The organism is Asticcacaulis sp. AND118 (assembly GCF_020535245.1).
Classification (GTDB): Bacteria; Pseudomonadota; Alphaproteobacteria; order Caulobacterales; family Caulobacteraceae; genus Asticcacaulis.
In genome coordinates, this window is sequence record NZ_CP084910.1 from 2,232,477 (window position 1) to 2,253,567 (window position 21,091).

A 21,091-nucleotide genomic window follows, 5' to 3' on the forward strand; every position below is an offset into this window, starting at 1 on the left:
TAGAGACAGTACGCTCCTTTTCATCGGTGCCGCCAATGTCGATTCGCCTGCGCCTCATGGCCCTGATTGCTTCCTTCGGTGTCATGTCCCTTATCATAACCGGTCTGGCGCTGATGTCGCTGCAACGGTACAAAACCATGATGGGAGAATATGGCGCGGCCTATGAACATGCCTACGACATCCAGCGGATGAACTATCTGGTCAGCAATGTCGTGATGGAATCGCGCGGCGTCTATATCGCCCAAAGCCCCGCCGAAGCCCGCACCTACGCCCGCAACCTCTCGCACAATCTTGATGCCTTTCAGAACGCGCTGGGCGTCTGGCAGCGGTCAGACAACCCCGAAGCCCGCCGGCGCTACGCCACCATCGCGCCGGCCGCACGAGACTTCATCAATATCCGCCGGGAACTGGTGAGACTGGCCGAAGCCGGCCAACAAGCCGAAGCCATGGCGCTGGGCATCTCCAGCCGTCAGGACCGTATCCGTCTTCAGGAGCGGCTGGACCTGCTGGTGACCGAAGCGCGCAGAGATCTGACCCGCACGCAGGCTCAGGCCGCCGCCTTTTCAGAAAAACGGGGTCAGACCTTTCTGATCGTCGCTCTCCTGTCCATCGCCAGCATTGTCGGCGTCTCCACCTGGCTGATCCTGCACTTCATCACCCGCCCGCTGCGCCAGGTCGCCGGCACCATTATCGGCCTGTCGGAAGGCAAGCTCGACACCCCCGTGCCTGAAAGCCAGGGCAAGGACGAGATGGCCGACGTGTGGCGGGCGCTGGCGCGCCTCAAGGCCCACGCTATCGAGGCCGAGAAGATCGTCGAAGCCCAGCGCGAAACCGAACGTCAGCAGGCGCTGGAAGCCCGTCAACTCATTCTGGATTAAACCGTCTTACGGTAAATCGTCGAGCGGTGGATGCCGAGCGCCCGCGCCGCCGCGCTGACATTGCCCCCGTGGGCCTCCAGCGCCCGGCGGATGGCGGCGGTTTCCACATCGTCCAGCCGCCCTTCGGCCAATACAGGCCCCGCGCCGTCTCCATCGCAGCGCGCATGATAGACCCGGCCTTCGTGGTCGCGCAGTTGCGATGCCCCGGGATTTAAGCCGCCCCCCGCTGTCGTGACATCGAACAACTCGTCGAAGCGCAGGCGGTCGAGATCGTCCCAGTTGCGCCCCATGAGCGACAGGCCGCGCCGGTTGGCGGCGACCACCACATTATCCCGAAAGACCAGTATGCCCTCGCGCGCCGCCCCCAGCAGACTGGAATCGCTGTGGAAGCGCAGGGTCTGGCACGCCTCGAAGCCCTCGCGAAACAGACGATGCTCGATCTGCTCGACCGCCAGCCGCATCAGGCCCAGCATATGCGCGCCCTGCACGCTGGCCGGGGTCGAAATGTCGAGCACCCCCAGCACCGCCCCGCGCGGATCGATGATCGGCGTCGCGGCGCAGCTTAAGACCTTATGCGCCTGAAAATAATGCTCGGCGCCGTTGACCGCCACCGGCCGGCGTTCGGCGATGGCCGTGCCGATGGCGTTGGTGCCGGTGCCGTCCTCGCTCCACAGGACGCCGGGGCGCAGCGCCACCTCCGCCGCCTTGCCCGCAAAGCCGGCATCCCCCACCGCGTCGAGGATTTCACCGCGCGCATTGGTCAGGATGACGATGCCCGAAAGCTCGCGCGCCTCGGCGTGCAGAGCATCCAGCTCCGGCCGCGAAATACGCCGCAGCGCCTCATGCTTTTCATGCAGTTGCCGCACATCGGTGACGGACGGTGCTTCGGTGCGCGGATCGGCGGCGGCGTTCAGGCCCATATCGGCGCAGCGTATCCACGAGCGCAGGATGGCGTGACCGACCTGATCGACAGGCAGGCTGCGCTGTTCGAAAAACGCCTTTCGCGCCGCTTCGACGCGGGCCGGATCGGTCTGGGTCATCGTTTCCTGCCATCTTTATCGCTCTTGCCGTCATTATGCGCCCGCTTTGCGGCCCTGTCATCTGTCGCAGAATGCGACACGGGCGCGCGGTCTGATGCAGGCTGCGACAGCAAGGGTTTTCACGGTTTCACAATGCGCGTGATGCTGCGCCGCGTCATGGCGGTCATGACTTTACGCCCCCTCGCCCGCGGGCGCAGGCTGGCGGTCTCAGGGGGCAACCGCCCAAAGGGTCAGACTCCCAAAGGGTCAGACTAAGGATCAGACAAATGACCAAGCACGAACGCGACATTTCCGCCGCCACGCCCTTCAAGAACCGCTACGGCAATTTCATCGGCGGCGAATGGCTGGAACCGGTCAACGGCCGCTACATGGACAATATCTCACCGGTCAACGGCCGGAAGCTGTGCGACGTGCCGCGCTCGGACGCGCAGGACATAGCGCGCGCGCTGGACGCCGCACATAAGGCCAAGGCCGCCTGGGGCCGGACCTCGGTCACCGAGCGCTCGAACATCCTGCTCAAGATCGCCGACCGCATCGAGGCCAATCTGGCGACCATCGCCGAGGCCGAAACCTGGGATAACGGCAAGCCACTGCGCGAAACCACCGCCGCCGACATCCCGCTGGCCATCGACCATTTCCGCTACTTCGCCGGCTGCATCCGCGCGCAGGAAGGCTCGATCGGTGAACTGGATCACGACACGGTCGCCTATCACTTTCATGAGCCGCTGGGTGTGGTGGGTCAGATCATCCCGTGGAACTTCCCCATCCTGATGGCGGCGTGGAAGCTGGCCCCGGCGCTGGCCGCCGGCAATTGTATCGTGCTGAAACCCGCCGAACAGACCCCGGCCTCGATCCTCGTCGTCGCCGAACTGATCGCCGACCTGCTGCCGCCGGGCGTGCTCAACATCGTCAACGGCACCGGCATCGAAGCCGGCGCGCCGCTGGCCAAGAGCGACCGCATCGCCAAGATCGCCTTCACCGGCTCGACCGCCGTCGGTAAGGAGATCATGCGTTCCGCCGCCGACAACCTGACCAACATCACGCTGGAACTGGGCGGCAAGTCGCCCAACGTCTTCTTCGCCGATGTGATGGACGAAGACGACGCCTTTCTCGACAAGGCGCTGGAAGGCTTCGCCTTCTTCGCCCTCAATCAGGGTGAGGTCTGCACCTGCCCGTCGCGGGCGCTGGTCCACGAGTCGATCTACGACGCCTTTATGGAAAAGGCGATCAAGCGCGTCGAGGCCATCACTCAGGGCGATCCGCTGAACATGGGCACGATGATCGGCGCGCAGGCCTCGCTGGAGCAGTACGAGAAGATTCAGCGCTATCTCGACATCGGCAAGTCGGAAGGCGCGAAGGTGCTGACCGGCGGCGAGGCCAACCGCCTCTCCGGCGACCTGAAGGACGGCTTCTACATCAAGCCGACCATTTTCGAAGGCCACAACAGGATGCGCGTCTTCCAGGAGGAGATCTTCGGCCCGGTCGTCTCGGTGACCACATTCAAGACGGTGGAAGAGGCCATCGAAATCGCCAATGATACGGTCTACGGCCTCGGCGCCGGGGTGTGGAGCCGCGATATGAACACGGCCTACCGCGCCGGGCGCGGCATCGAGGCGGGGCGTGTGTGGACCAACTGCTATCACGCCTATCCGGCCCATGCGGCCTTCGGCGGGTACAAGCAGTCGGGCATAGGCCGCGAAACGCACAAGATGATGCTGGACCATTATCAGCAGACAAAGAACATCCTCGTTTCGTACCAACCGTCGAAGCTCGGCTTCTTCTGATCCTCCCCCCGTGGCGCGTCCCTGCAAAAAAGCGCTGCGGACCGGTGCGGCGGCCTCCCCTGCCGCCGCGCCATTTTTTACATTCCCCTCTTTCCCCGCGCGCCCTAACTCCCTATATTGGAAACGTTCTCTTGGGAACTATGGGGATAAACGCCCACGTAATAAGCGGACTGGACCCGGGTGCGATTCCCGGCGGCTCCACCATTTCCCTCCGTTCGCGGAGCTTATATGGGGCCGATCAGCATCGACAGACGTGTAAAGGTGTAGCCTTCCCTCAGTGTGAGCCTCTGTGATCGGCTCAAACCTATAGTTGCGAACGATAACTTCGCTTCGGATCAAGCTCTTGCTGCGTAATGCGGCGGATCTAATCCACCTTAAGTCCTAGGGATTAAGCTCCCTAGGCGGGGCCCGGCGAGGGCCTGGCAACAGAACCTCGCCACTTCCTCCCAGATTTGAAGCAGGCCCTCGCTTTTTTGAGAGCTTGGGGGCCTGGCAACAGAACCTCGCCACTTCCTCCCGGATTTGAAGCAGGCCCTCGCTTTTTTAAGAGCTTGAGGGGCCTGGCAACAGAACCTCGCCACTTCCTCCCAGATTTGAAGAAGGCCCTCGCTTTTTTTGAGAGCTTGGGGGCCTGGCAACAGAACCTCGCCACTTTCTCCCCCATCCTCACCATCACAAGTCGGGGAAATGTCCCGACTGCGGGCATTTTGCTGTTTTGTTTCAGCCGCACCATGCTAAGTCTTGGGCGAGTCAAACACCCCAACAGCAGGTATCCCGCCCGACATGACCGATACGCCGTCCGTCATCGACCATATGGACTACGCCACCCTGACCCAGAATGCGCTGCGCGGCGTCATCCGCGACGCGCTGGTCAAGGCGTCCCACCCGCAGGGCCTGCCTGGAGATCACCACTTCTACGTCACCTTCCTGACGCGCGCCGAAGGGGTGACCCTCCCCGACGACCTGCTCAAGCGTTATCCGCGCGACATCACCATCGTGCTCCAGCATCAGTACCGCGAACTGAAGGTCGACGGCGACCGCGTCAGCGTGACCCTCAGCTTCGGGGGCGTGCCCAAGGTGCTGCGCTTCCCGCTGTCGGCCATCACGCGCTTCTATGACCCCAGCGTGCAGTTCATCCTCGAATTCGACGTCGAGGAACCGCTGGAAGCCAACGACGATTCGGGAGTCGACGCCGAAGCCCCACAGGTTGACGCGGTTGAAACGCCCGATCCCGATCCGGACGCCCCGGCGCCGGACACGGGTCCGAAGGTCGTCTCGCTCGACCAGTTCCGCAAGAAATAGCCGCCGCCTTCCCGCAGGGTTCCGCCGCATGCCGAAACCGTCTGCCCGCCTGAAACTGACGCTGGCCGCCGCCCTTGCGGCGCTGAGCCTCGGTGTATCCGCCGTAGCCGCCACACCCGTGCCACCCGTCGAACCGCCCCCGGTGCAGACTCAGGTTCAGACTCAGTCGGCAACAACGCCGGTCGCCCCGCGTCAGCGTTCCGCGCCGCGCCGCGCGACGCCCGCGCTCGTACCTGTAACCGCCGTAGAGTCCACGACCACGAACCGCCCGGTCAGCCCGGAAGACATCGAATCCTTCACCGACGCCACCGTCTCGGCCCTGATGCAGCGCGACCACGTGCTGGGCGTCACCGTCGCCGTGGTGCAGAACGGCACCCCTCTGCTGATCAAGGGCTACGGTTACGACCGCCTGACGCCGCGCCGCCCGGTCGATGCGCAGTCCAGCCTCTTCCGCATCGGCTCGATCACCAAGACCTTCACCTGGATCGCCGTGCGTCAGGAGGTCGAGGCCGGGCGCATCAAGCTCGACGGCCCCGTCGTCGCCTATCTGCCCGAAGACATTTTCGGCAAGGACCGCCGTTTCAAGCCGGTGCGTATGCGCGACCTGATGGCCCATACGGGCGGTTTCGAGGACACGTCGCTGGGGCATCTGTTCCGTCTCGACGACGGGCGCATCGAATCGACCGACACCTATTTCCGCCGCCACGCGCCTCAGCGTCTGCGCGAGCCGGGCAGCTTCGCCACCTATTCCAATTACGGCGCGGCGTTGGCGGCACGAGCCGCGGCGCACACCGCCGAAGCGCAGGACGTGCCGACCCTGATGGAGGCGCGCCTGTTCCGTCCGCTGGGGCTGACCTCGACCACCCTGCGCGAACCCTACGACCCCGCCCTGATCCACCCCAATGCCGCCGCCGAAGGCCTGCCCGCGCCTATGCCCGGAGGCCTGTCGGATCGCCTGTCGCAGGGCTTCGTCTGGGACGGCGCGACCTTCCGCCCGCAACCCTTCGACCACGCTTTGCCCATGGCCGGCGCGCTGGGCGCCTCGTCCACCGCCCCCGACATGGCGCGTTACATGTCGCTGCTGCTCGGCAACGGCCATTTCGACGGCGTAACCCTGTTCGGCCCGTCCTCGGCCCAGGCCTTCCGCTCGCCGCTGTTGACCATGCCCAAGGGTTACAACGGCTGGGCGTCGGGCTTCCGCATCGGGGAAACGGCGCAGGGCCTGAAAACCTACGGCCACAGCGGCGCGACCCTGTGGTTCAACGCCAATATGATCCTCGTGCCGGAGCTGGGGCTGGGCATCTTCATCGCCGCCAATACCGAGACCGGCGACACCCTGACGCGCGCCTATCCGGAACTGCTGATCCGCCACGTCGAGGGCGTGGTGACCCCCGCCCCGCGCCAGCCGGCCCAGACCTACGCCGCCGATCGCGCCTATTACGACTCGTTGCGCGGGGCCTATGTCTCGACGCGGCGCGCCTATGGCGGGCTGGAAGGCGCGGTGACCCGCCTGATCAACACGGTCGATGTCGATGTCGATGCGCAGGGCCGCCTGATCGTCGCGGCGCCGGACGGAGCCTCGGCCTATGCCGCCACCGCCGCGCGCGGCTTCTTCATCCCGCAGGAGATCAATCCGCTGGGGCCGCAGATCGGCAATGACGGCCTGCATTTCCTTTTCAAGCCCGAAGGTGGGCGCGCCACGGCCTTCGAGACCAGCGCCAACATGGCGCGTTATGAGCGTGTCGGCTGGTTCCACCGCCCTTCGACCCTGTATTTCCTCACCGCCGTCATGCTGGGCTCGTGCGTGCTAGTGCTGATGGGGCTCAGCCGCGTCGGCCAGCGCGAGCACCCGACCGACCCGCAGGTGGCCGCGACGTGGATTTCCTACGCCACCGCCGCCGTGTGGATACTGGCCATCGCCCTGTTCAATAGCTGGCGTCAGGGCCTGACCGGCGACCCCAGCGCCCTGTTCACCCGCTGGCCCAGCGGCCAGTTGCAGATGGCCTCGTGGCTGGCGGTCATGGCCTCTCTGGCGACATTGTTCCAACTGGGCAATCTGTACCGCGTTTACGAAGAGGCGCACTACCACGCCGACGGCTGGGCCCTGTGGCAGAAGGCGGCGCACACGGCGCTCAATATCGGCTGGCTGTCCTATGCGGTTTTGCTGATGGCCTGGGGTGCGTTGACGCCGTGGGGGTAAAGAGTCTCTCCCCTGATTTCAGGGGAGGTGGGTTTCACCGTTTCAGCGCATAGACCCGGATGTGGATCTGCTCGCGTTCGCCCTCGAAGCGCTCGACCAGCAGTCGCGCTACCTGACTGTCGTCGTGAAAGACGAACCCCTTGATGGCGTCCAGCAAGGCCTTGGCCAGATTGTCGAGGTCCATCCACGGCGGATCGCCGACGTGCTCCATGCGGATTTCCACCGCATAGTCGCCCCAAGCCGGACGCGACCCGCGCCATTCCTTGCGGAAGAACTCATAGACCAGCGGCTTGTAATATTTGGCCTGCGTCGTCAGGCCATCGATATAAAGCTCGATCCCCTCTTCCGTCTCCCGTGCGCGCACCTTGCCGAAGATCGTCCAGGTCATGCGGGACGCCCATAGGCCTGTTCGATCCACACGGCGGCCAGACGTTTGAAATCAAAAAAGGTCACTTCATTCGGCCCCAGACGGCTTTCATGGCAAAGCGCGGAAAAGCTGTCCATAAATTCGGCATATTCCGCCGCAATCACCCCACCGCCCGGCACCTCGGTCAGACGCCCCTCGGTGCGCAGCCAGACGGCGATCTGGGTAATCAAGGCGGCCGCGCCACCGTCATAGGTGCGTATATCCTGCCCCGCAATGTCGGAAAGGAACTTCTGATAGCGAAACGCCTTGGTATCGAGCACCAGAGCCGTCTTGGCCCTCTGTTTCCGCCCCCCGAAACTGTGCGCGCCGAGAAACAGCCCCAACTCGAACGGCATGTTGAAACGCGGCAGCGGAAAATCCGCATCGTGCTGCGGATCGCCATAAAGACCGGTGTAGGAAATATCATGGATGCCGAACCGGCACTCGGTGATCAGCCGGCAGATCTTGCCATAGCGGCTTTCGCCTGAATTGTCGGCCTCCAGTGCGCAGCGCGGCTCAAGGCCCGACCGCAGAACCGTATAGGTTATGGCCCAGAAACGAGCCTTGTAATCCGTGGAGAACGGACAGTTGATGAAGACGTCCGTTGCATTCATCCCGGCGTATCAGTCCTTGGACTTCACCGCATCGGCCTGCGCCTGACGGACCGCCGCCACCGCCTTGCGCGCCTGAGCCAGGGTAATATTGTCCACCCGGCCTTTGGGGCGCAGAATCTTGATCCCTTCCTTGGTCACACCAAGATAGGTCTTGCGGGCATTGGAAAGATTATGCGCCGTATCTGCCATGTCCTCAATATCCGTCCGAAGCGCCTGAAAATCAAGATATGCGCGTAAATAAGCCTAACGCGCGGCCCTCACCGGCACCTCGATATCGCAGACCGAAAAGTCCGCGCCCTTTTCCGCGCGCTTCGTCTTCACCAGCGCCGCGAAGGCCGCGCCATCGGTGTTCATGATCTCCAGTTCTGGACGTTCGGGGGCCGGGATATCGGCCAGCACGCGCACCTTCGTCATGGCGTCGGGTGCGGCCGGCGGCTCGCCGACTGTCAAAGCCGCCAGCGCGTCGAAACCGGACACCACCCGCCCGACCACCGTATAGTCGCGATCGAGGCGCGGCACCGTATCGCGCATCAGATAAAGCTCGCTGTTGGCGGAGTTCTTCGGCTCGTCATCGCGGCCCATGCCGATCACGCCGCGGCAATGCGTGCCCCACGCCCTGACCGCCCGGGGCAGGTCTTTGGGGGGCGGCATGTGCAGGTCGTTCATCGCCACATAGGGCACGGCGCCGATAAAGCCGGTCGTCGCCCCGGCGGGCTTCGCCACCACCGTATGTGGCACCGCCTCGGTCAGCTTGAAAACCGATTCCAGCGGCAGGTTGGGCAGGTCGCTCTTGCCGCCGTCGCGATTGTTGGGATTGCCGGTCTGAGCCACGAAGTGCGCGATGACGCGATGGAACAGCAGCCCGTCATAAAAGCCGCGCCGCGTCAGCACCTTAATGCGCTCGACACCCAGCGGAGCGATCTGCGGAGCCAGGGCTATGATCACGCGCCCCTGGCTCGTCTCCATAACCAACGTATTGTCGGCATCCAGCGGCTTCCAGTCTTGAGCCGTCGCTGCCGATGCCATCACCCCCAGCGCCACCGCGAATCCCGCCCCCCAAGCCTTCATCACGCCCTCTCCACAAAGCTGTCGATGACCTTTTTCTCGCCCGAAACGTCGAAATTGACCACCAGCTTGTTGCCTTCGGTCTCCACCACCTGCCCATAGCCGAACTTGGTGTGGAAGACGCGGGTGCCGACGGTCAGCCCCTTGGCCGGCTGCGGCTTGACGGCGGCCTGCCGGTGCGGTTGGGGCTTTCTCTCCAGCCGGCTCATATCAACGCCGGACAGGCGATCGCTGAAGCGCGCTTCGGTTTTGCTCTCGCTTTTGGTGTGGTTCGGCTGATAGCCGGCGCGATCCCAACGGCTTTCCTGCGACTGCCAGCCGGCCTGATTATAGCCGGTCTGCGAGGTCGCCTCGACATTGTCGATCGGCATTTCGTCGATGAAGCGCGACGGTATCTGGCTGGTCCAGCGTCCGAAAACCTGACGATTGGCCACAAAGCTCACCCGCGCCAGTTCGCGCGCCCGCGTCAAACCGACATAGGCCAGCCGCCGCTCTTCTTCGAGCCCTTTCAGGCCGGTTTCGTCCAGCGAGCGCTGCGACGGAAAGACGCCCTCCTCCCAGCCCGGCAGGAAGACGACGGGGAATTCCAGCCCCTTGGCGGCGTGCAGGGTCGAGATACGCACGCTGTTCTCACCGCCCTCACGGTCGATATCCATGACCAGCGACACGTGCTCCAGATAGGATTCGAGGGTCTCGAAATCCTGCATGGAATTCATCATTTCCTTGAGATTGTCGATGCGCGTGGCGCCCGACACCTTGTCGGCGCGCTGCATGTCGTAATAGCCGCTCTCGGTCAGCACCCTGTCGAGCAGATTGTCGTGCGACGTGTCTTTCAGGGCCGCCACCCAGCGGTCGTAATCGCGCAGGAAGGCGACCAGCGGCGTTTTGGCCCGCGCCGGCAGTTCGTCGGTCTGCACCAGATCGCGCACGGCGACCATGACGCTCTGCCCGCCCAGACGCGCCTGCATCAACAGCTTCTGCACCGTGGCGTCGCCGATGCCGCGCTTGGGCACATTGACGATGCGCTCAAACGCCAGGTCGTCGTCCTCGGACTGGATCAGGCGCAGATAGGCGATGGCGTCGCGGATTTCGGCGCGCTCGAAAAAGCGCGGGCCGCCGACCACCGTATAGGGGATCTGCAGCATCAGGAAGCGCTCTTCGAAGGCGCGCATCTGGAACGAGGCGCGCACCAGCACGGCCACGTCGGAATAGGCCCGTCCGTCTTTGCGCAGACGCTCGATGTCCTCGGCGATATTTTGCGCCTCGGCCGCGCCGTCCCACAGACCCTGCACGCGCACCTTTTCGCCGCCCTGCTGATCGGTGAAGAGGGTCTTGCCCAGACGCGCGCTGTTGGCGCGGATCAGGCCCGACGCCGCCGACAGAATATGCTGGGTCGAGCGGTAGTTGCGCTCCAGCCGGATGACCTTGGCCCCCGGATAGTCGCGCTCGAACTTGAGGATATTGTCGACCTCGGCCCCGCGCCAGCCGTAGATCGACTGATCGTCGTCGCCGACGCAGCACAGGTTGCGATTGGCGTTGGTCAGGATGCGCAGCCACAGATACTGGGCGATATTGGTGTCCTGATACTCGTCCACCAGCACGTATTTGAAGCGACGGTGATAGTGTTCGAGGATGTCCGGATGCTCGCTGAGGATTTTCAGCGTGTGCAGCAGCAGGTCGCCGAAGTCGCAGGCATTGAGCACCCGCAGGCGCTCCTGATACTCGGCGTAGATTTCCGGCCCCTTGTTGAAGGCGAACTGCGCGCCTTCGTCGGCGGTCATCTTCATGACCTTGTCCGGCGTCAGTCCCTTGTTCTTCCACTGATCGAGGAAGTGCGCCATCAGCTTGGGCGGGAAGCGCTTGGTGTCGATGCGCCGCGCCTCCATGATCTGTTTCAGCAGGCGCGTCTGATCGTCGTCGTCGATGATGTTGAAGCTCGACTTCAGCCCGACCAGATCGGCGTGACGGCGCAGCATCTGGGCGGCGATCGAGTGGAAGGTGCCGAGATTCGACAGGCCTTCCGCCGAAGGACCGACCAGCCGCGCCGTGCGTTCGCGCATCTCGCGCGCCGCCTTGTTGGTGAAGGTGACGCAGAGAATCTCCCACGGCCGTGCCAGACCCTGGGCAAGGATGTGCGCGATACGCGTAGTCAGGACCCGCGTCTTGCCGGTGCCCGCGCCGGCGAGAACCAGCACCGGGCCTTCGGTCGAACGCACCGCGTCGGCCTGCTCGGCATTGAGCCCCTTGAAGAAATCGGCATTGAATGAGGCCCCGTTGACCGAGGCCCGCTGGCTGATGGGAATGGAAACGTCTTCGTTCATGCCGCCAGTCTAGCCCGTTCCCCGGACGGAACCAAACGGAAACATCAACCCGGACGGCTTATACACAGGGCGACCCGGGATTGGCCCCCGATCAAATCCCTGCTCAGGCCGGTTCGAGCTTGCGCTTCTTGCTGCCCCCGGCCTTTTGCTGCACGAAGGCCAGGGCCGACAGACGGCAGAACGAGGCCAGCAGGCTTTCGCCCCGCTTCGTGTCCAGTTCGGCAATCAGCGCCGCCAGACTAATTCGACGCTCTTTCGCCATCGATTCCAGAACCGCCCAAAACTCAGGCTCCAGCGCCACAGAGGTCGCGTGCCCGGCAAGATTAACCGACCTCTTTCTTAAACCCGGCATAGTGTCCCTCCTGTCCAGGTAACGATCGACAACGCCACTTCCCCGGATAGCGCCGTCACATGTCCAAACTCAATTAAAAAAAGGCGCTTCGCTCAACAAACCCACAGGCTTTTATTGTGGTAATATTAAACCGCAATCCCCAAATACTGAGGCAAAGTCTTCGCAGTTTACATGAAAACGTCAACTGTTTTCATTTTTGTCTGTCAGCGAGAGGACCTGCGTCTCCAGCCGACGGGCCTTCAAAGCCTCGTTTTCACGGGCCTGTTTACGCAGATGACCCGGCAATCCGAAGATGACGCGGTTCTGCTCGGCGTCCGCCTTTTCGCGTTCACGCCTGCGGTTCTTGCGTACCTTGTTCAGATTGACGACTTCGCTCACGCGCATCTCCGCCGGTACATTTTTTAAACGCTCGTCGCCGGTTCGTTCATTATACTACGATACCGTTACGGATGAAAGAAAATTAAGCTGCCCACATCCGATAAAGCCTTTATAATTAAAATGAAAACATTGTTATCAAAAAGCGTCGTGTTTTTGGCTGCTCACCCAACGGAAAGACCTGAATGACTCTTATGCTGAACATCCTGTGGTTCGTCTTCGGCGGCTTTCTGGCCGGCCTGGCCTGGTGCCTGGGCGGGTGCCTGCTGGCCATCACCATCATCGGTCTGCCTTGGGCCGGCGCGGCCTTCCGCATCGCTGGTTTCAGCTTTTTTCCCTTCGGAAAAACTATCGTCGATCGCGATATTCATACCGGTCAGAACGATGCCGGCACCGGCGGCGCAGGCATGTTGATGAACATCGTCTGGATCCTTCTGGGCGGCTGGTACATCGCTCTGGGCCATCTGATTCTCGCCGTGGCGCAGGCGATTTCGATCATCGGCATCCCTTTCGCCATCAAGAACGTGCAACTCGCGTGGCTGGCGCTGGCCCCGGTCGGCAAAATCGTCATTGAAAAGCCCTGATCCCGGCCTGTAAATGTCCGGAAAACGGTTTCCGGAGACGCACATGGACTTGGATAGACGCGCCCTGATGACGGCAGGGCTTGGCGCGGGCCTCGCCTCGGCTACAGTTTCGGCTTCTGGCGCGCTGGCTCAAACCGCAGAACTGAAAAATCTCGAAGGCGCGGTCCTGCCGGCGGAAACGACCGAATATATCGATCTGTGGCCGAACGGCCCGGCGGGCCTGCTCAAGGCCGATCTGGCCGAGGTGGTCAAGACCTCGCCCACCCCGCCGCCGCGCCGGCTGGTCAACGGCGTCGTGCGTCCGCGACTGGCCGTCTATCGTCCGGAAAAGCCCAATGGCGCGGCCATGCTGGTGATTCCCGGCGGCGGCTACACCTATATCTCGGTCGATCACGAAGGTCACAATGTCGGCCGCGTGCTGTCGGCGGCCGGCATCACCGTATTCGTCCTCTATTACCGCCTGCCCGCCGAAGGCTGGGCCGACGCCTCGGACGTGCCGCTGATGGACGCCCAGCGCGCCATGCGCCTGATCAAGGTCAAGGCGAAGGATTACCGGGTCGATCCGGCGCGCGTCGGGGTCATGGGCTTCAGCGCCGGCGGACACCTGTGCGCCTCGCTGGCCACCGGCTACGGCGCGCCGGTCTATCCGGCTGTCGACATCATCGATACGCAGGACGCGCGTCCGGCGATTTCCGCCCCTATCTACGCCGTCATCTCGATGAAGCCCGGCCTGACCCACGCCGGCTCGCGCGGCAACCTGATCGGGGCGAACGCCAACGCAGACCTAACGGCTCGCTATTCGACGGAAAACCACGTCACGGCCCAGACGCCCCCGACCTTCCTGCTGCACGCCGAAGACGACGGCGCCGTACCGGTCGACAATACGCTGGCCTTCCGCGCCGCGCTGAAAACCGCCGGCGTGCCGGTCGAAACCCACCTCTTCCCCAAGGGCGGCCACGGTTTCGGCATTCTGAATCCGGTCGTGCCGTGGAGCGGGTTGTTCCTGCACTTCGCCCGTCAGCAGGGGCTTTACGCCTGAATATGCCTGATACACAACTTACCCCAGGGTCAATTGTAACCTTGTTAAATACTTTTCATGACTCAGGTTTAATTTGACCCGAAACGACTATTGCGGGATTTGTGATCATACACGGTCCGCTTTTCGGGCTTGTGGTTGGTGGAATCCTTTGTTCATGCGCGTATTTGTCTGCACCTCCCTGATACTGCTGACGCCGCTGATCTTTCCGGGCGCGGCGCTGGCCGGTGAAAACCGCATCGAACTGCACAACCTCGCCGCCCGCGTGGTGGTGGTGGCTCAGTCGCGTCAGGACGTGGATGTGCGCATCAAATCCGGCGCGAAGACCATGCCGCAGGTGACCCTGCGCCGTCAGGGCGACCGCGTCGTCGTCAACGGCAATGTCGGCGGCCGCAGCCAGTCGTGCGGCGGCAGCGGCCCCAGCATCTTCGCCTTCAACATGGGCGACAAGAACGTCACCACGGTCAAGGTCGCCGGCATGGGACAGGTCAACCTGTCCGACCTGCCGACCGTTTATGTCTATGCGCCGCAGGATCTGGAAGTCGTCAGCCACGGCGCGGTCTATGGCAATGTCAGCGACGCGAGCAACCTGAAGCTCAGCCTGCACGGCTGCGGCGACTGGACTATCGGCCCGGTGCGCGGCAATCTCACCGTGCTCAGCACCGGCTCCGGCGACATTCAGGGTGCCAATGCCGGCGACAGCGAGATCATCAGCGCCGGATCGGGCGACGTGCATATCGGCTCCGTGCGCGCGCTGAAGCTGTCGCAGTCGGGGTCGGGCGATGTCGGCGTCGGTGCGGTCAGCGGCACCCTGTCCGCCGCCACCGCCGGGTCGGGCGACGTCAGCATCGGCACGGTCAGCGGACCGGTGGAGATCAGCGTGGCGGGGTCGGGCGACGTGACCGTGGCCAAGGGCCGCGCCTCGACGCTCAAGATCGCTCTGGCCGGATCGGGCGACGTGCATTTCGGCGGCGAGGCCCGCATGGTCGAAGCCGCCGTGGTCGGCTCAGGCGATATCTTCGTGGCCCGCGCCACGGGAACGGTTCAGAAGAAAGTCCTGGGCTCCGGCGACGTCAATATCGGCGGACACTGAGCCTTACCTTAGCTGAATTCGTCGGCGTCACGCAGCTTCTGACGCACCGCCGCGCGCAGGACCGACACGCCGACGATCAGCGGCGCCAGCGCCAGCACATAGGCTTTGCGCCACACCGTATCGGCGCGCTTGCGGAAATAATAGACCAGCCCCAGCCCCTTGTTCATCTCGACAAAGACCGGATCGACGCGCGAAGTATGGCCCTCGTGCACGACCTCGGCCGTGGGATGGAAGAGCACAGCGCCGCCCCTCTTGCGAATGCGCCAGCACAGATCGACGTCCTCGACATGCAGGAAGAAGCGCGTATCGAAACCGCCGACCGAGATGAAATCAGCGCGCGCGATGCAGAAGCACGCCCCGGAGACGGTCGCCACCGGCGAGGGCGCGTCGGGCAGCGGGTCGGTCTCACGGTGGATTTCGTAACGGTCCAGAAAGGGCAGAAATTTCGGCAACTTCATCAGGGAGACCAGCGTCGTCACCGGCGTCACCTCGCCGCGGCGCGCGCCGCGCTGTTCCGTACCGTCCGGATTGAGCACCCGCGCACCCACCAGGCACGGACGCGGATGCTTCAAGGCTGTATCGACCATGGTGTCGACCGCGCCGTCGCACAGTATGGCGTCGGGGTTGAGGAAGACGATCCACGGCTGATGGGCCAGTTGCGCGCCCATATTGGCGGCGCGGGCAAAGCCGATATTGCCGTGTCCCTGCACCAGCAGGACGCGCTCATAGGATTCGTCCAGTTCGCGCAGAAGCTCGACCGTGCGCTCGGACGAGCCATTATCGATGAGGATCAGTTGCTTGACCGACGGCTCGGCCAGGACCCGCTCGATCGAATCGAACAGCACCCGGCCGGAGTGATAGGCGATAATGACCACCGTCACGCCGCGGGTGTCACGCGCCGGCAGGACGATGTCCGTTCCGGGCGCCAATACCGCCGCCTCATCCGCCGCCAGCCTTTGTGCGTCAAGCAAATCACGAATAGACGGCGGAAGTGTGCGGTGCATGGATCGGCTTTAAAAAACTTATTTCAAATCAGGCGGCAGGCTTTCGGTACGCAACTGTTCGGCGGCGGCGTCGACCTTGAGAATCGTCTGCCCCTCCTGGCCCAGATAACGCAGGGCCACTTCCCCGGTCTCGGCCTCCTTGCGGCCGACCACCGCGATCACCGGCACCTTGGCCAGCGAATGTTCGCGGATCTTGTAGTTAATCTTCTCGTTGCGCAGGTCCGTGTCAACCCTGAGTCCGGATGAGCGCAATTTTGCCGCGACCTGTTGCGCGTAATCATTAGCATCTGACGTGATCGGCGCCACTACCACTTGTATGGGAGCCAGCCACAGGGGGAACTTACCCCCATAGTTCTCGATCATGATGCCGATAAAGCGCTCGAACGAGCCCAGAATCGCCCGGTGCAGCATCACCGGACGCTGGCGCGAGCCATCTTCGGCAACATATTCGGCCCCGAGGCGTTCGGGCAGCACGTAATCGAGCTGAATCGTGCCGCAGGTCCAGGTGCGGCCAATGGCGTCGCGCACGATAAAGTCGAGCTTGGGCGCATAGAAGGCCCCGTCGCCCTCGGCAATGACGGCCTCGACGCCGGCGGCGCGGGCGGCCTCGGCCATTTGCGCCTCGGCCTTGTCCCAGAACGCGTCAGACCCGGCGCGGACGTCGGGGCGGGTGGCCAGCGCGATATGCTCGGCCTGCATCCCCAGATCGGCATGGACCTGACGGCACAGGCTGATGAACTTCGTCGTCTCCTCGACGATCTGGTCTTCACGGCAGAAGATGTGGGCGTCGTCCTGCGTGAAGCCGCGCACGCGCATCAGTCCGTGCAGCGAACCCGACGGTTCGTAGCGATGACAGGCCCCGAACTCGGCCATACGGATCGGCAGTTCCTTGTACGACCGCAGGCCGACCTTGAAAATCTGCACGTGGCCGGGGCAGTTCATCGGCTTGAGGCTGAGCGTTTCGCCCTCGACCGTTTCACAGACGAACATGTTGGGGCGGTACTTGTCCCAGTGGCCGGACTTTTCCCAGAAGGTGCGGTCCAGCACCTGCGGCGTCTTGACCTCGACATAGCCGGCGGCATCGAGACGACGGCGCATATAGGCCTCCAGCGTCCGCCACAGCGTCCAGCCGTGCGGGTGCCAGAAGACCATGCCGCGCCCTTCTTCCTGCATATGGAAGAGGTTCATCTGACGGCCCAGCTTGCGGTGGTCGCGCTTTTCGGCTTCCTCAAGGCGTGTGAGATAGGCCTGAAGGTCTTCTTCGGAGGCCCAGGCCGTGCCGTAGATACGCTGAAGCTGCGCATTATTGTGGTCGCCGCGCCAGTAGGCCCCGGCCAGCTTGGTCAGCTTGAAGGCCTTGCCGACGAATTTCGACGACGGGAAGTGCGGCCCGCGGCACAGGTCCTTCCAGTTTTCGCCGTGACGGTAGACAGTGATCGTCTCGGTGCCCGGCAGATCACGGATGATCTCGGCCTTATAGTATTCGCCGATCTCCTCGAAGTGCTTGATGGCGTCGTTGCGGTCCCAGACCTCGCGCACGATCTTCTCGTCGCGGTCGACCAGTTCCTTCATCTTCTTTTCGATCTTGGGCAGGTCGTCGAGGCTGAACGGCTCGTCGCGCGCGAAGTCGTAATAGAAGCCGTCCTCGATGGCCGGACCGATGGTGACCTGCGTGCCGGGGAACAGTTCCTGCACCGCCTGCGCCAGCAGGTGGGCGGTGTCGTGGCGGATGACGTCCAGCATGGCCGGATCGTCACGCGTCAGGATTTCGATGCGGGCATTGGCCTCGATCGGGCGATCGAAATCGTAGAGGTCTCCGTCGAGGCGGATCATCGCCGCCTTCTTGGCGAGAGACTTGGACAGACCCTCCGCTATGGTGCGTCCGGTGACGCCCGGTTCATAGGAACGAACGGCGCCATCGGGAAACGTCAGGTCAATCATGTCAGTCACTCTTTCAGTTTGCCCTGTCCCTACTACAGACTAGGACGTTTATGTGGCCGCGCCCCTACGACAGGCGTCGGCAGTTATTTAAGCGTATCCCGAAAAGTGTGAAGCGGTTTTCGGACCAGATACGCGGCACTCTAAATGCCGTCTTTCGGCGGCACCGGATCGTATCCGTGACCACCGCCGGGACGGCACCGGCAGATACGTTTAACCCCCAACCATGAACCTTTTACAGGGCCATGCACGATCAGGGCTTGCGCGGTATATTCCGAACAGGTCGGCGCAAAGCGGCAGGCCTGCCCGATCAGGGGCGACAGCGAGAGCTTATAGGCCCGGAGCCCTGTCTTCACGGCCTTGGCATAGAGACGCCCCATGCGGCAATACCTTTTTGGCGAAAAACAGAGACTTGAGTCATTTTGGACACAAAATCAATGGCCTTAAGCCTTGCCCGCCGCCTCGACCGTGGCTTCCAGCGCCAGCAGTGTCGAGGTGTGGCGCGCCGGGAAGTCCTTCACCGATTTGAAGATGGCGAAGTCGGCGAAACGCTCCGGATAGGCAAAGTCGCCGCCCTTAAGCATGGCCTTCATCGCATCGCGCGCCGCGATCACCTCTGTCACAGGCGCGCCGATAACGCTCTGGCTGAGGATGGCGGCGGAGGCCTGCCCCAGAGCGCAGGCCTCGACCTCCTGCGCGAAATCGGTGATAACGCCGTCGGCGACCTTCACCTCCACATGGATGGTCGAGCCGCACAGCTTCGACACGCGATCGGCGGCGCCATCGGGCGCATCCAGCCGCCCGATATGTTCGAGCTGCGTCGTGCGGCGGAGAATTTCACGGGAATAGAGTTCGTCGATCATTCACTTCCTCCCCCTCGCCCCTACGGGGAGAGGGTGGCGCGTCAGCGCCGGGTGAGGGGGAGTCCGAGGCCAAGCCCCCTCACCCCGACCCTCTCCCCGTAGGGGCGAGGGGGTTTTTGAGCTATATCGCCCCTTCGGCCCTGGCCTTCAAGGCCTCGGCGAATTTGGCGAAGCCCTCGCGCAGATATTTGCGATAACGCTTGCCCTCGCGCTCGGACAGAAAGCCCGAAAACTGCGCGCCGATGGTAAAATCGCAGGCGCTGTCATTGAGAATATTCATCTCGTAGAAGCGGATCAGCGAGCCTTCGTAAAACTTCTTCGGCACGCCGATATGGATGTGCGACAGCGGCGACCAGTCGGCGACGAAGCCGTTGATTTCCCAGTCGCCCAACCCCTCGTAATGCTCCATGAAGCTGACCGGCGCACCGAAGCCCAGCTTGCCGCTGGCCGCCTTATGGATCGGCGACCACTCCGGCCACGCATTTATATTCTCAAGGATTTCATAGACCGTATCGGCCGGAGTCTGGATGCCGACGCGCTTTTCGATTTTTACAGCCATGTCTTACGCCTTCAACTTCCAGGTTGCGCCGGTCGGGCCGTCCATGACCTCGACATTCAGCGCGTTCAGTTCATCGCGGATGCGGTCGGCCTCGGCCCAGTTCTTCGCCGCGCGGGCGTCCTTTCGGGCCACCAGCAGCGCCTCGACCTTGGCCGACAGGTCGTCATCGGCCCCGCCTTGGAACCATTCATCCGGATCAGTTTGCAAGATACCTAGTAACCCACCACACTGAATCAATAAGTCCATATAGGCTTTAGTGTGGAAGCCTCGTTCCTCAATGGGGCCTGCCGCTTCAAACTCCCCTCGCAACATGTCCCTCAAGAGGAACAAATCCGCGATTGCTTGAGGGGTATTCAAATCATCGCAGAGGATACGAACCATTCTGTCGTCACGAGGCTTTATGTAAGCTCCATCGACAGTGTGTCGCTTGATCTCCCAGCCATCAGGTAGGGGGTAAGTTTCGATAACACGCTTAGCCTCGCGCAAAGTGCCGTAAAGACGATCCAGCGTCTTCCGCGTCTGCACCAGCAGGTCCGTGGTCCAGTCCAGCGGCGCGCGGTAGTGCGCCGACAGCAGGGCCAGACGGATCACCTCGCCGGGCCAGTCCTTGATCAACTCATGCACCAGTTGCACATTGCCCAGCGACTTGGACATCTTTTCGGCGTCCATGGTCAGGAAGCCGTTGTGCATCCAGTAGCGGGCGTAGCTCTCTTCCTGATGGCTATGGCCGTGTTGGGCGCAGACCCCCTGCGCGATCTCGTTTTCGTGGTGCGGGAAGATCAGATCGTGCCCGCCACCGTGAATATCGATCGGCAGGCCCAGATTGGCCTCGATCATGGCCGAGCATTCGATATGCCAGCCGGGCCGCCCCTCACCCCAGGGCGACGGCCATTTCGGCTCCCCCGGCTTGGACGGCTTCCACAGCACGAAGTCCTGCGGGTTCTTTTTATAAGGCGCGACCTCGACCCGCGCGCCGGCGATCATGTCGTCCAGCGAGCGGTTCGACAGCGAGCCATAGGCCTTGTACGATTCCACGTCGAAGAGCACATGCCCCTCCGCCGCATAGGCGTGACCGTTGCGGATCAGGGCCGCAATCTGCGCCACGATGGCGTTCATGTTCTGCGTCACGCGGGGCTGGATCGTCGGCGGCAGGGCGTTCAGCGCCGTCATGTCGGCATTGTAGATGTCGGCGAATTTCGAGGTGATGACGTCGATATCGACGCCTTCGGCCATGGCCTTCTGATTGATCTTGTCGTCCACATCGGTGATGTTGCGGGCATAGACGACCGCCTCTTCGCCATAGAGGTGACGCAGCAGACGAAACAGCACGTCGAACACCACCACCGGGCGCGCATTGCCGATATGGGCGTAGTTATAGACCGTCGGTCCACAGACATACATCGTCACGCGCTTCGGGTTTTTCGGAATGAATTCCACTTTTTCGCGTTTGAGCGTGTCGCTGAGTCGCAGTTTCATGACGATTTCTGTTGAACTCCGTGAAGTTTGCCCCATATAGACGCGGCAAGGGTTGGCTTCCAAGCGATTATATCAAAGGCAATCCAAATCCTGCGCAGGATCGTAAACCGCCTGCAAACTTTCAAGGGGTCGTGTGTATGTGACCCCGGCAGAGGGATGCCACGCGTCATTCCGGGACCATCGTCCCGGCGCTACTCGGCC

Annotated in this window: 21 protein-coding genes and 1 other RNA gene; 8 read left to right on the forward strand and 14 right to left on the reverse strand. The window is 62.8% G+C overall.

Features of this window, described 5'->3' with window-relative positions:
* Window positions 1-35: 35 nt before the first annotated feature.
* Window positions 36-878, forward strand: coding sequence for a HAMP domain-containing protein (locus tag LH365_RS10755; RefSeq protein WP_226743632.1), 843 nt, complete (start codon window positions 36-38; stop codon window positions 876-878).
* Here the strand turns inward: LH365_RS10755 and LH365_RS10760 are convergent.
* On the reverse strand, window positions 875-1,918 hold the full coding sequence (locus LH365_RS10760) for a sigma-54-dependent Fis family transcriptional regulator (protein WP_226743633.1): 1,044 nt from the start codon (window positions 1,916-1,918) through the stop codon (window positions 875-877). The two genes, LH365_RS10755 and LH365_RS10760, sit on opposite strands and share 4 nt — an antisense overlap.
* Window positions 1,919-2,184: 266 nt before the next feature.
* Between LH365_RS10760 and LH365_RS10765 the strand changes: the two genes are divergently transcribed.
* From LH365_RS10765 to LH365_RS10780, 4 genes are all read left to right on the forward strand, one after another.
* Entirely contained in the window at window positions 2,185-3,702 is a 1,518-nt protein-coding gene (locus tag LH365_RS10765; RefSeq protein WP_226743634.1) for an aldehyde dehydrogenase family protein, read from the forward strand.
* A gap of 86 nt (window positions 3,703-3,788) precedes the next feature.
* Window positions 3,789-4,143: a transfer-messenger RNA gene (gene ssrA / locus LH365_RS10770) on the forward strand.
* A 342-nt stretch (window positions 4,144-4,485) separates the two neighbouring features.
* The gene (locus LH365_RS10775) at window positions 4,486-5,004 is read left to right on the forward strand and encodes an SspB family protein (protein WP_226743635.1); all 519 of its coding nucleotides are present in this window, start codon (window positions 4,486-4,488) and stop codon (window positions 5,002-5,004) included.
* Window positions 5,005-5,032: 28 nt separating this feature from the next.
* Window positions 5,033-7,204 carry a serine hydrolase gene (locus LH365_RS10780; RefSeq protein ID WP_226743636.1) on the forward strand — a complete coding sequence of 724 codons (2,172 nt, stop codon included), beginning with the start codon at window positions 5,033-5,035 and terminating at the stop codon, window positions 7,202-7,204.
* Window positions 7,205-7,238: 34 nt separating this feature from the next.
* Here the strand turns inward: LH365_RS10780 and LH365_RS10785 are convergent, their stop codons facing one another.
* The 7 genes from LH365_RS10785 to LH365_RS10815 form a co-directional block, all read right to left on the reverse strand.
* Window positions 7,239-7,592, reverse strand: coding sequence for a RusA family crossover junction endodeoxyribonuclease (locus LH365_RS10785; protein ID WP_226743637.1), 354 nt, complete (start codon window positions 7,590-7,592; stop codon window positions 7,239-7,241).
* Window positions 7,589-8,224 (reverse strand): hypothetical protein, encoded by a 636-nt coding sequence (locus LH365_RS10790; protein WP_226743638.1) that lies wholly within the window; start codon window positions 8,222-8,224, stop codon window positions 7,589-7,591. Before LH365_RS10790 ends, LH365_RS10785 begins: the two co-directional genes overlap by 4 nt.
* 9 nt (window positions 8,225-8,233) lie before the next feature.
* On the reverse strand, window positions 8,234-8,413 hold the full coding sequence (locus LH365_RS10795; protein ID WP_226743639.1) for a hypothetical protein: 180 nt from the start codon (window positions 8,411-8,413) through the stop codon (window positions 8,234-8,236).
* A gap of 54 nt (window positions 8,414-8,467) precedes the next feature.
* Window positions 8,468-9,292, reverse strand: a complete 825-nt coding sequence (locus tag LH365_RS10800) for a peptidylprolyl isomerase (RefSeq protein WP_226743640.1) — start codon at window positions 9,290-9,292, stop codon at window positions 8,468-8,470.
* Complete coding sequence (locus LH365_RS10805) at window positions 9,292-11,610, reverse strand: ATP-dependent helicase (protein ID WP_226743641.1); 2,319 nt, start codon at window positions 11,608-11,610, stop codon at window positions 9,292-9,294. Before LH365_RS10805 ends, LH365_RS10800 begins: the two co-directional genes overlap by 1 nt.
* Before the next feature lie 103 nt (window positions 11,611-11,713).
* Window positions 11,714-11,962 (reverse strand): ribbon-helix-helix domain-containing protein, encoded by a 249-nt coding sequence (locus LH365_RS10810; RefSeq protein WP_107870950.1) that lies wholly within the window; start codon window positions 11,960-11,962, stop codon window positions 11,714-11,716.
* Window positions 11,963-12,142: 180 nt separating this feature from the next.
* Window positions 12,143-12,340, reverse strand: coding sequence for a DUF4169 family protein (locus LH365_RS10815; protein ID WP_226743642.1), 198 nt, complete (start codon window positions 12,338-12,340; stop codon window positions 12,143-12,145).
* A gap of 182 nt (window positions 12,341-12,522) precedes the next feature.
* On the opposite strand from LH365_RS10815, the gene LH365_RS10820 reads away from it, so the two are divergent.
* From LH365_RS10820 to LH365_RS10830, 3 genes are all read left to right on the forward strand, one after another.
* The gene (locus LH365_RS10820; protein ID WP_226743643.1) at window positions 12,523-12,921 is read left to right on the forward strand and encodes a YccF domain-containing protein; all 399 of its coding nucleotides are present in this window, start codon (window positions 12,523-12,525) and stop codon (window positions 12,919-12,921) included.
* A 43-nt stretch (window positions 12,922-12,964) separates the two neighbouring features.
* Complete coding sequence (locus LH365_RS10825; protein WP_226743644.1) at window positions 12,965-13,960, forward strand: alpha/beta hydrolase; 996 nt, start codon at window positions 12,965-12,967, stop codon at window positions 13,958-13,960.
* A 154-nt stretch (window positions 13,961-14,114) separates the two neighbouring features.
* On the forward strand, window positions 14,115-15,050 hold the full coding sequence (locus LH365_RS10830) for a GIN domain-containing protein (protein ID WP_226743645.1): 936 nt from the start codon (window positions 14,115-14,117) through the stop codon (window positions 15,048-15,050).
* Between the two features lie 8 nt (window positions 15,051-15,058).
* On the opposite strand, the gene LH365_RS10835 is transcribed toward LH365_RS10830, so the two are convergent.
* The 6 genes from LH365_RS10835 to cysS form a co-directional block, all read right to left on the reverse strand.
* On the reverse strand, window positions 15,059-16,054 hold the full coding sequence (locus LH365_RS10835; protein ID WP_226743646.1) for a glycosyltransferase family 2 protein: 996 nt from the start codon (window positions 16,052-16,054) through the stop codon (window positions 15,059-15,061).
* 18 nt (window positions 16,055-16,072) lie between these two features.
* Window positions 16,073-17,995 carry a threonine--tRNA ligase gene (gene thrS / locus LH365_RS10840; protein WP_226743647.1) on the reverse strand — a complete coding sequence of 641 codons (1,923 nt, stop codon included), beginning with the start codon at window positions 17,993-17,995 and terminating at the stop codon, window positions 16,073-16,075.
* A 140-nt stretch (window positions 17,996-18,135) separates the two neighbouring features.
* The gene (gene yidD / locus LH365_RS10845; protein ID WP_226743648.1) at window positions 18,136-18,372 is read right to left on the reverse strand and encodes a membrane protein insertion efficiency factor YidD; all 237 of its coding nucleotides are present in this window, start codon (window positions 18,370-18,372) and stop codon (window positions 18,136-18,138) included.
* A 63-nt stretch (window positions 18,373-18,435) separates the two neighbouring features.
* Complete coding sequence (locus LH365_RS10850) at window positions 18,436-18,855, reverse strand: iron-sulfur cluster assembly scaffold protein (protein WP_226743649.1); 420 nt, start codon at window positions 18,853-18,855, stop codon at window positions 18,436-18,438.
* Window positions 18,856-18,976: 121 nt separating this feature from the next.
* The gene (locus LH365_RS10855) at window positions 18,977-19,414 is read right to left on the reverse strand and encodes an SRPBCC domain-containing protein (protein ID WP_226743650.1); all 438 of its coding nucleotides are present in this window, start codon (window positions 19,412-19,414) and stop codon (window positions 18,977-18,979) included.
* Between the two features lie 3 nt (window positions 19,415-19,417).
* Complete coding sequence (gene cysS / locus LH365_RS10860; RefSeq protein WP_226743651.1) at window positions 19,418-20,890, reverse strand: cysteine--tRNA ligase; 1,473 nt, start codon at window positions 20,888-20,890, stop codon at window positions 19,418-19,420.
* Window positions 20,891-21,091 lie beyond the last annotated feature (201 nt).

What these genes read in the sequence shown, in the direction of transcription:
- LH365_RS10755 (WP_226743632.1), top strand. Translation starts at nt 36, where the DNA reads ATGTCGATTCGCCTGCGCCTCATGGCCCTGATTGCTTCCTTCGGTGTC.
- LH365_RS10760 (WP_226743633.1), bottom strand. Translation starts at nt 1,918, where the DNA reads ATGACCCAGACCGATCCGGCCCGCGTCGAAGCGGCGCGAAAGGCGTTT.
- LH365_RS10765 (WP_226743634.1), top strand. Translation starts at nt 2,185, where the DNA reads ATGACCAAGCACGAACGCGACATTTCCGCCGCCACGCCCTTCAAGAAC.
- LH365_RS10775 (WP_226743635.1), top strand. Translation starts at nt 4,486, where the DNA reads ATGACCGATACGCCGTCCGTCATCGACCATATGGACTACGCCACCCTG.
- LH365_RS10780 (WP_226743636.1), top strand. Translation starts at nt 5,033, where the DNA reads ATGCCGAAACCGTCTGCCCGCCTGAAACTGACGCTGGCCGCCGCCCTT.
- LH365_RS10785 (WP_226743637.1), bottom strand. Translation starts at nt 7,592, where the DNA reads ATGACCTGGACGATCTTCGGCAAGGTGCGCGCACGGGAGACGGAAGAG.
- LH365_RS10790 (WP_226743638.1), bottom strand. Translation starts at nt 8,224, where the DNA reads ATGAATGCAACGGACGTCTTCATCAACTGTCCGTTCTCCACGGATTAC.
- LH365_RS10795 (WP_226743639.1), bottom strand. Translation starts at nt 8,413, where the DNA reads ATGGCAGATACGGCGCATAATCTTTCCAATGCCCGCAAGACCTATCTT.
- LH365_RS10800 (WP_226743640.1), bottom strand. Translation starts at nt 9,292, where the DNA reads ATGAAGGCTTGGGGGGCGGGATTCGCGGTGGCGCTGGGGGTGATGGCA.
- LH365_RS10805 (WP_226743641.1), bottom strand. Translation starts at nt 11,610, where the DNA reads ATGAACGAAGACGTTTCCATTCCCATCAGCCAGCGGGCCTCGGTCAAC.
- LH365_RS10810 (WP_107870950.1), bottom strand. Translation starts at nt 11,962, where the DNA reads ATGCCGGGTTTAAGAAAGAGGTCGGTTAATCTTGCCGGGCACGCGACC.
- LH365_RS10820 (WP_226743643.1), top strand. Translation starts at nt 12,523, where the DNA reads ATGACTCTTATGCTGAACATCCTGTGGTTCGTCTTCGGCGGCTTTCTG.
- LH365_RS10825 (WP_226743644.1), top strand. Translation starts at nt 12,965, where the DNA reads ATGGACTTGGATAGACGCGCCCTGATGACGGCAGGGCTTGGCGCGGGC.
- LH365_RS10830 (WP_226743645.1), top strand. Translation starts at nt 14,115, where the DNA reads ATGCGCGTATTTGTCTGCACCTCCCTGATACTGCTGACGCCGCTGATC.
- LH365_RS10835 (WP_226743646.1), bottom strand. Translation starts at nt 16,054, where the DNA reads ATGCACCGCACACTTCCGCCGTCTATTCGTGATTTGCTTGACGCACAA.
- thrS (WP_226743647.1), bottom strand. Translation starts at nt 17,995, where the DNA reads ATGATTGACCTGACGTTTCCCGATGGCGCCGTTCGTTCCTATGAACCG.
- yidD (WP_226743648.1), bottom strand. Translation starts at nt 18,372, where the DNA reads ATGGGGCGTCTCTATGCCAAGGCCGTGAAGACAGGGCTCCGGGCCTAT.
- LH365_RS10850 (WP_226743649.1), bottom strand. Translation starts at nt 18,855, where the DNA reads ATGATCGACGAACTCTATTCCCGTGAAATTCTCCGCCGCACGACGCAG.
- LH365_RS10855 (WP_226743650.1), bottom strand. Translation starts at nt 19,414, where the DNA reads ATGGCTGTAAAAATCGAAAAGCGCGTCGGCATCCAGACTCCGGCCGAT.
- cysS (WP_226743651.1), bottom strand. Translation starts at nt 20,890, where the DNA reads ATGAAACTGCGACTCAGCGACACGCTCAAACGCGAAAAAGTGGAATTC.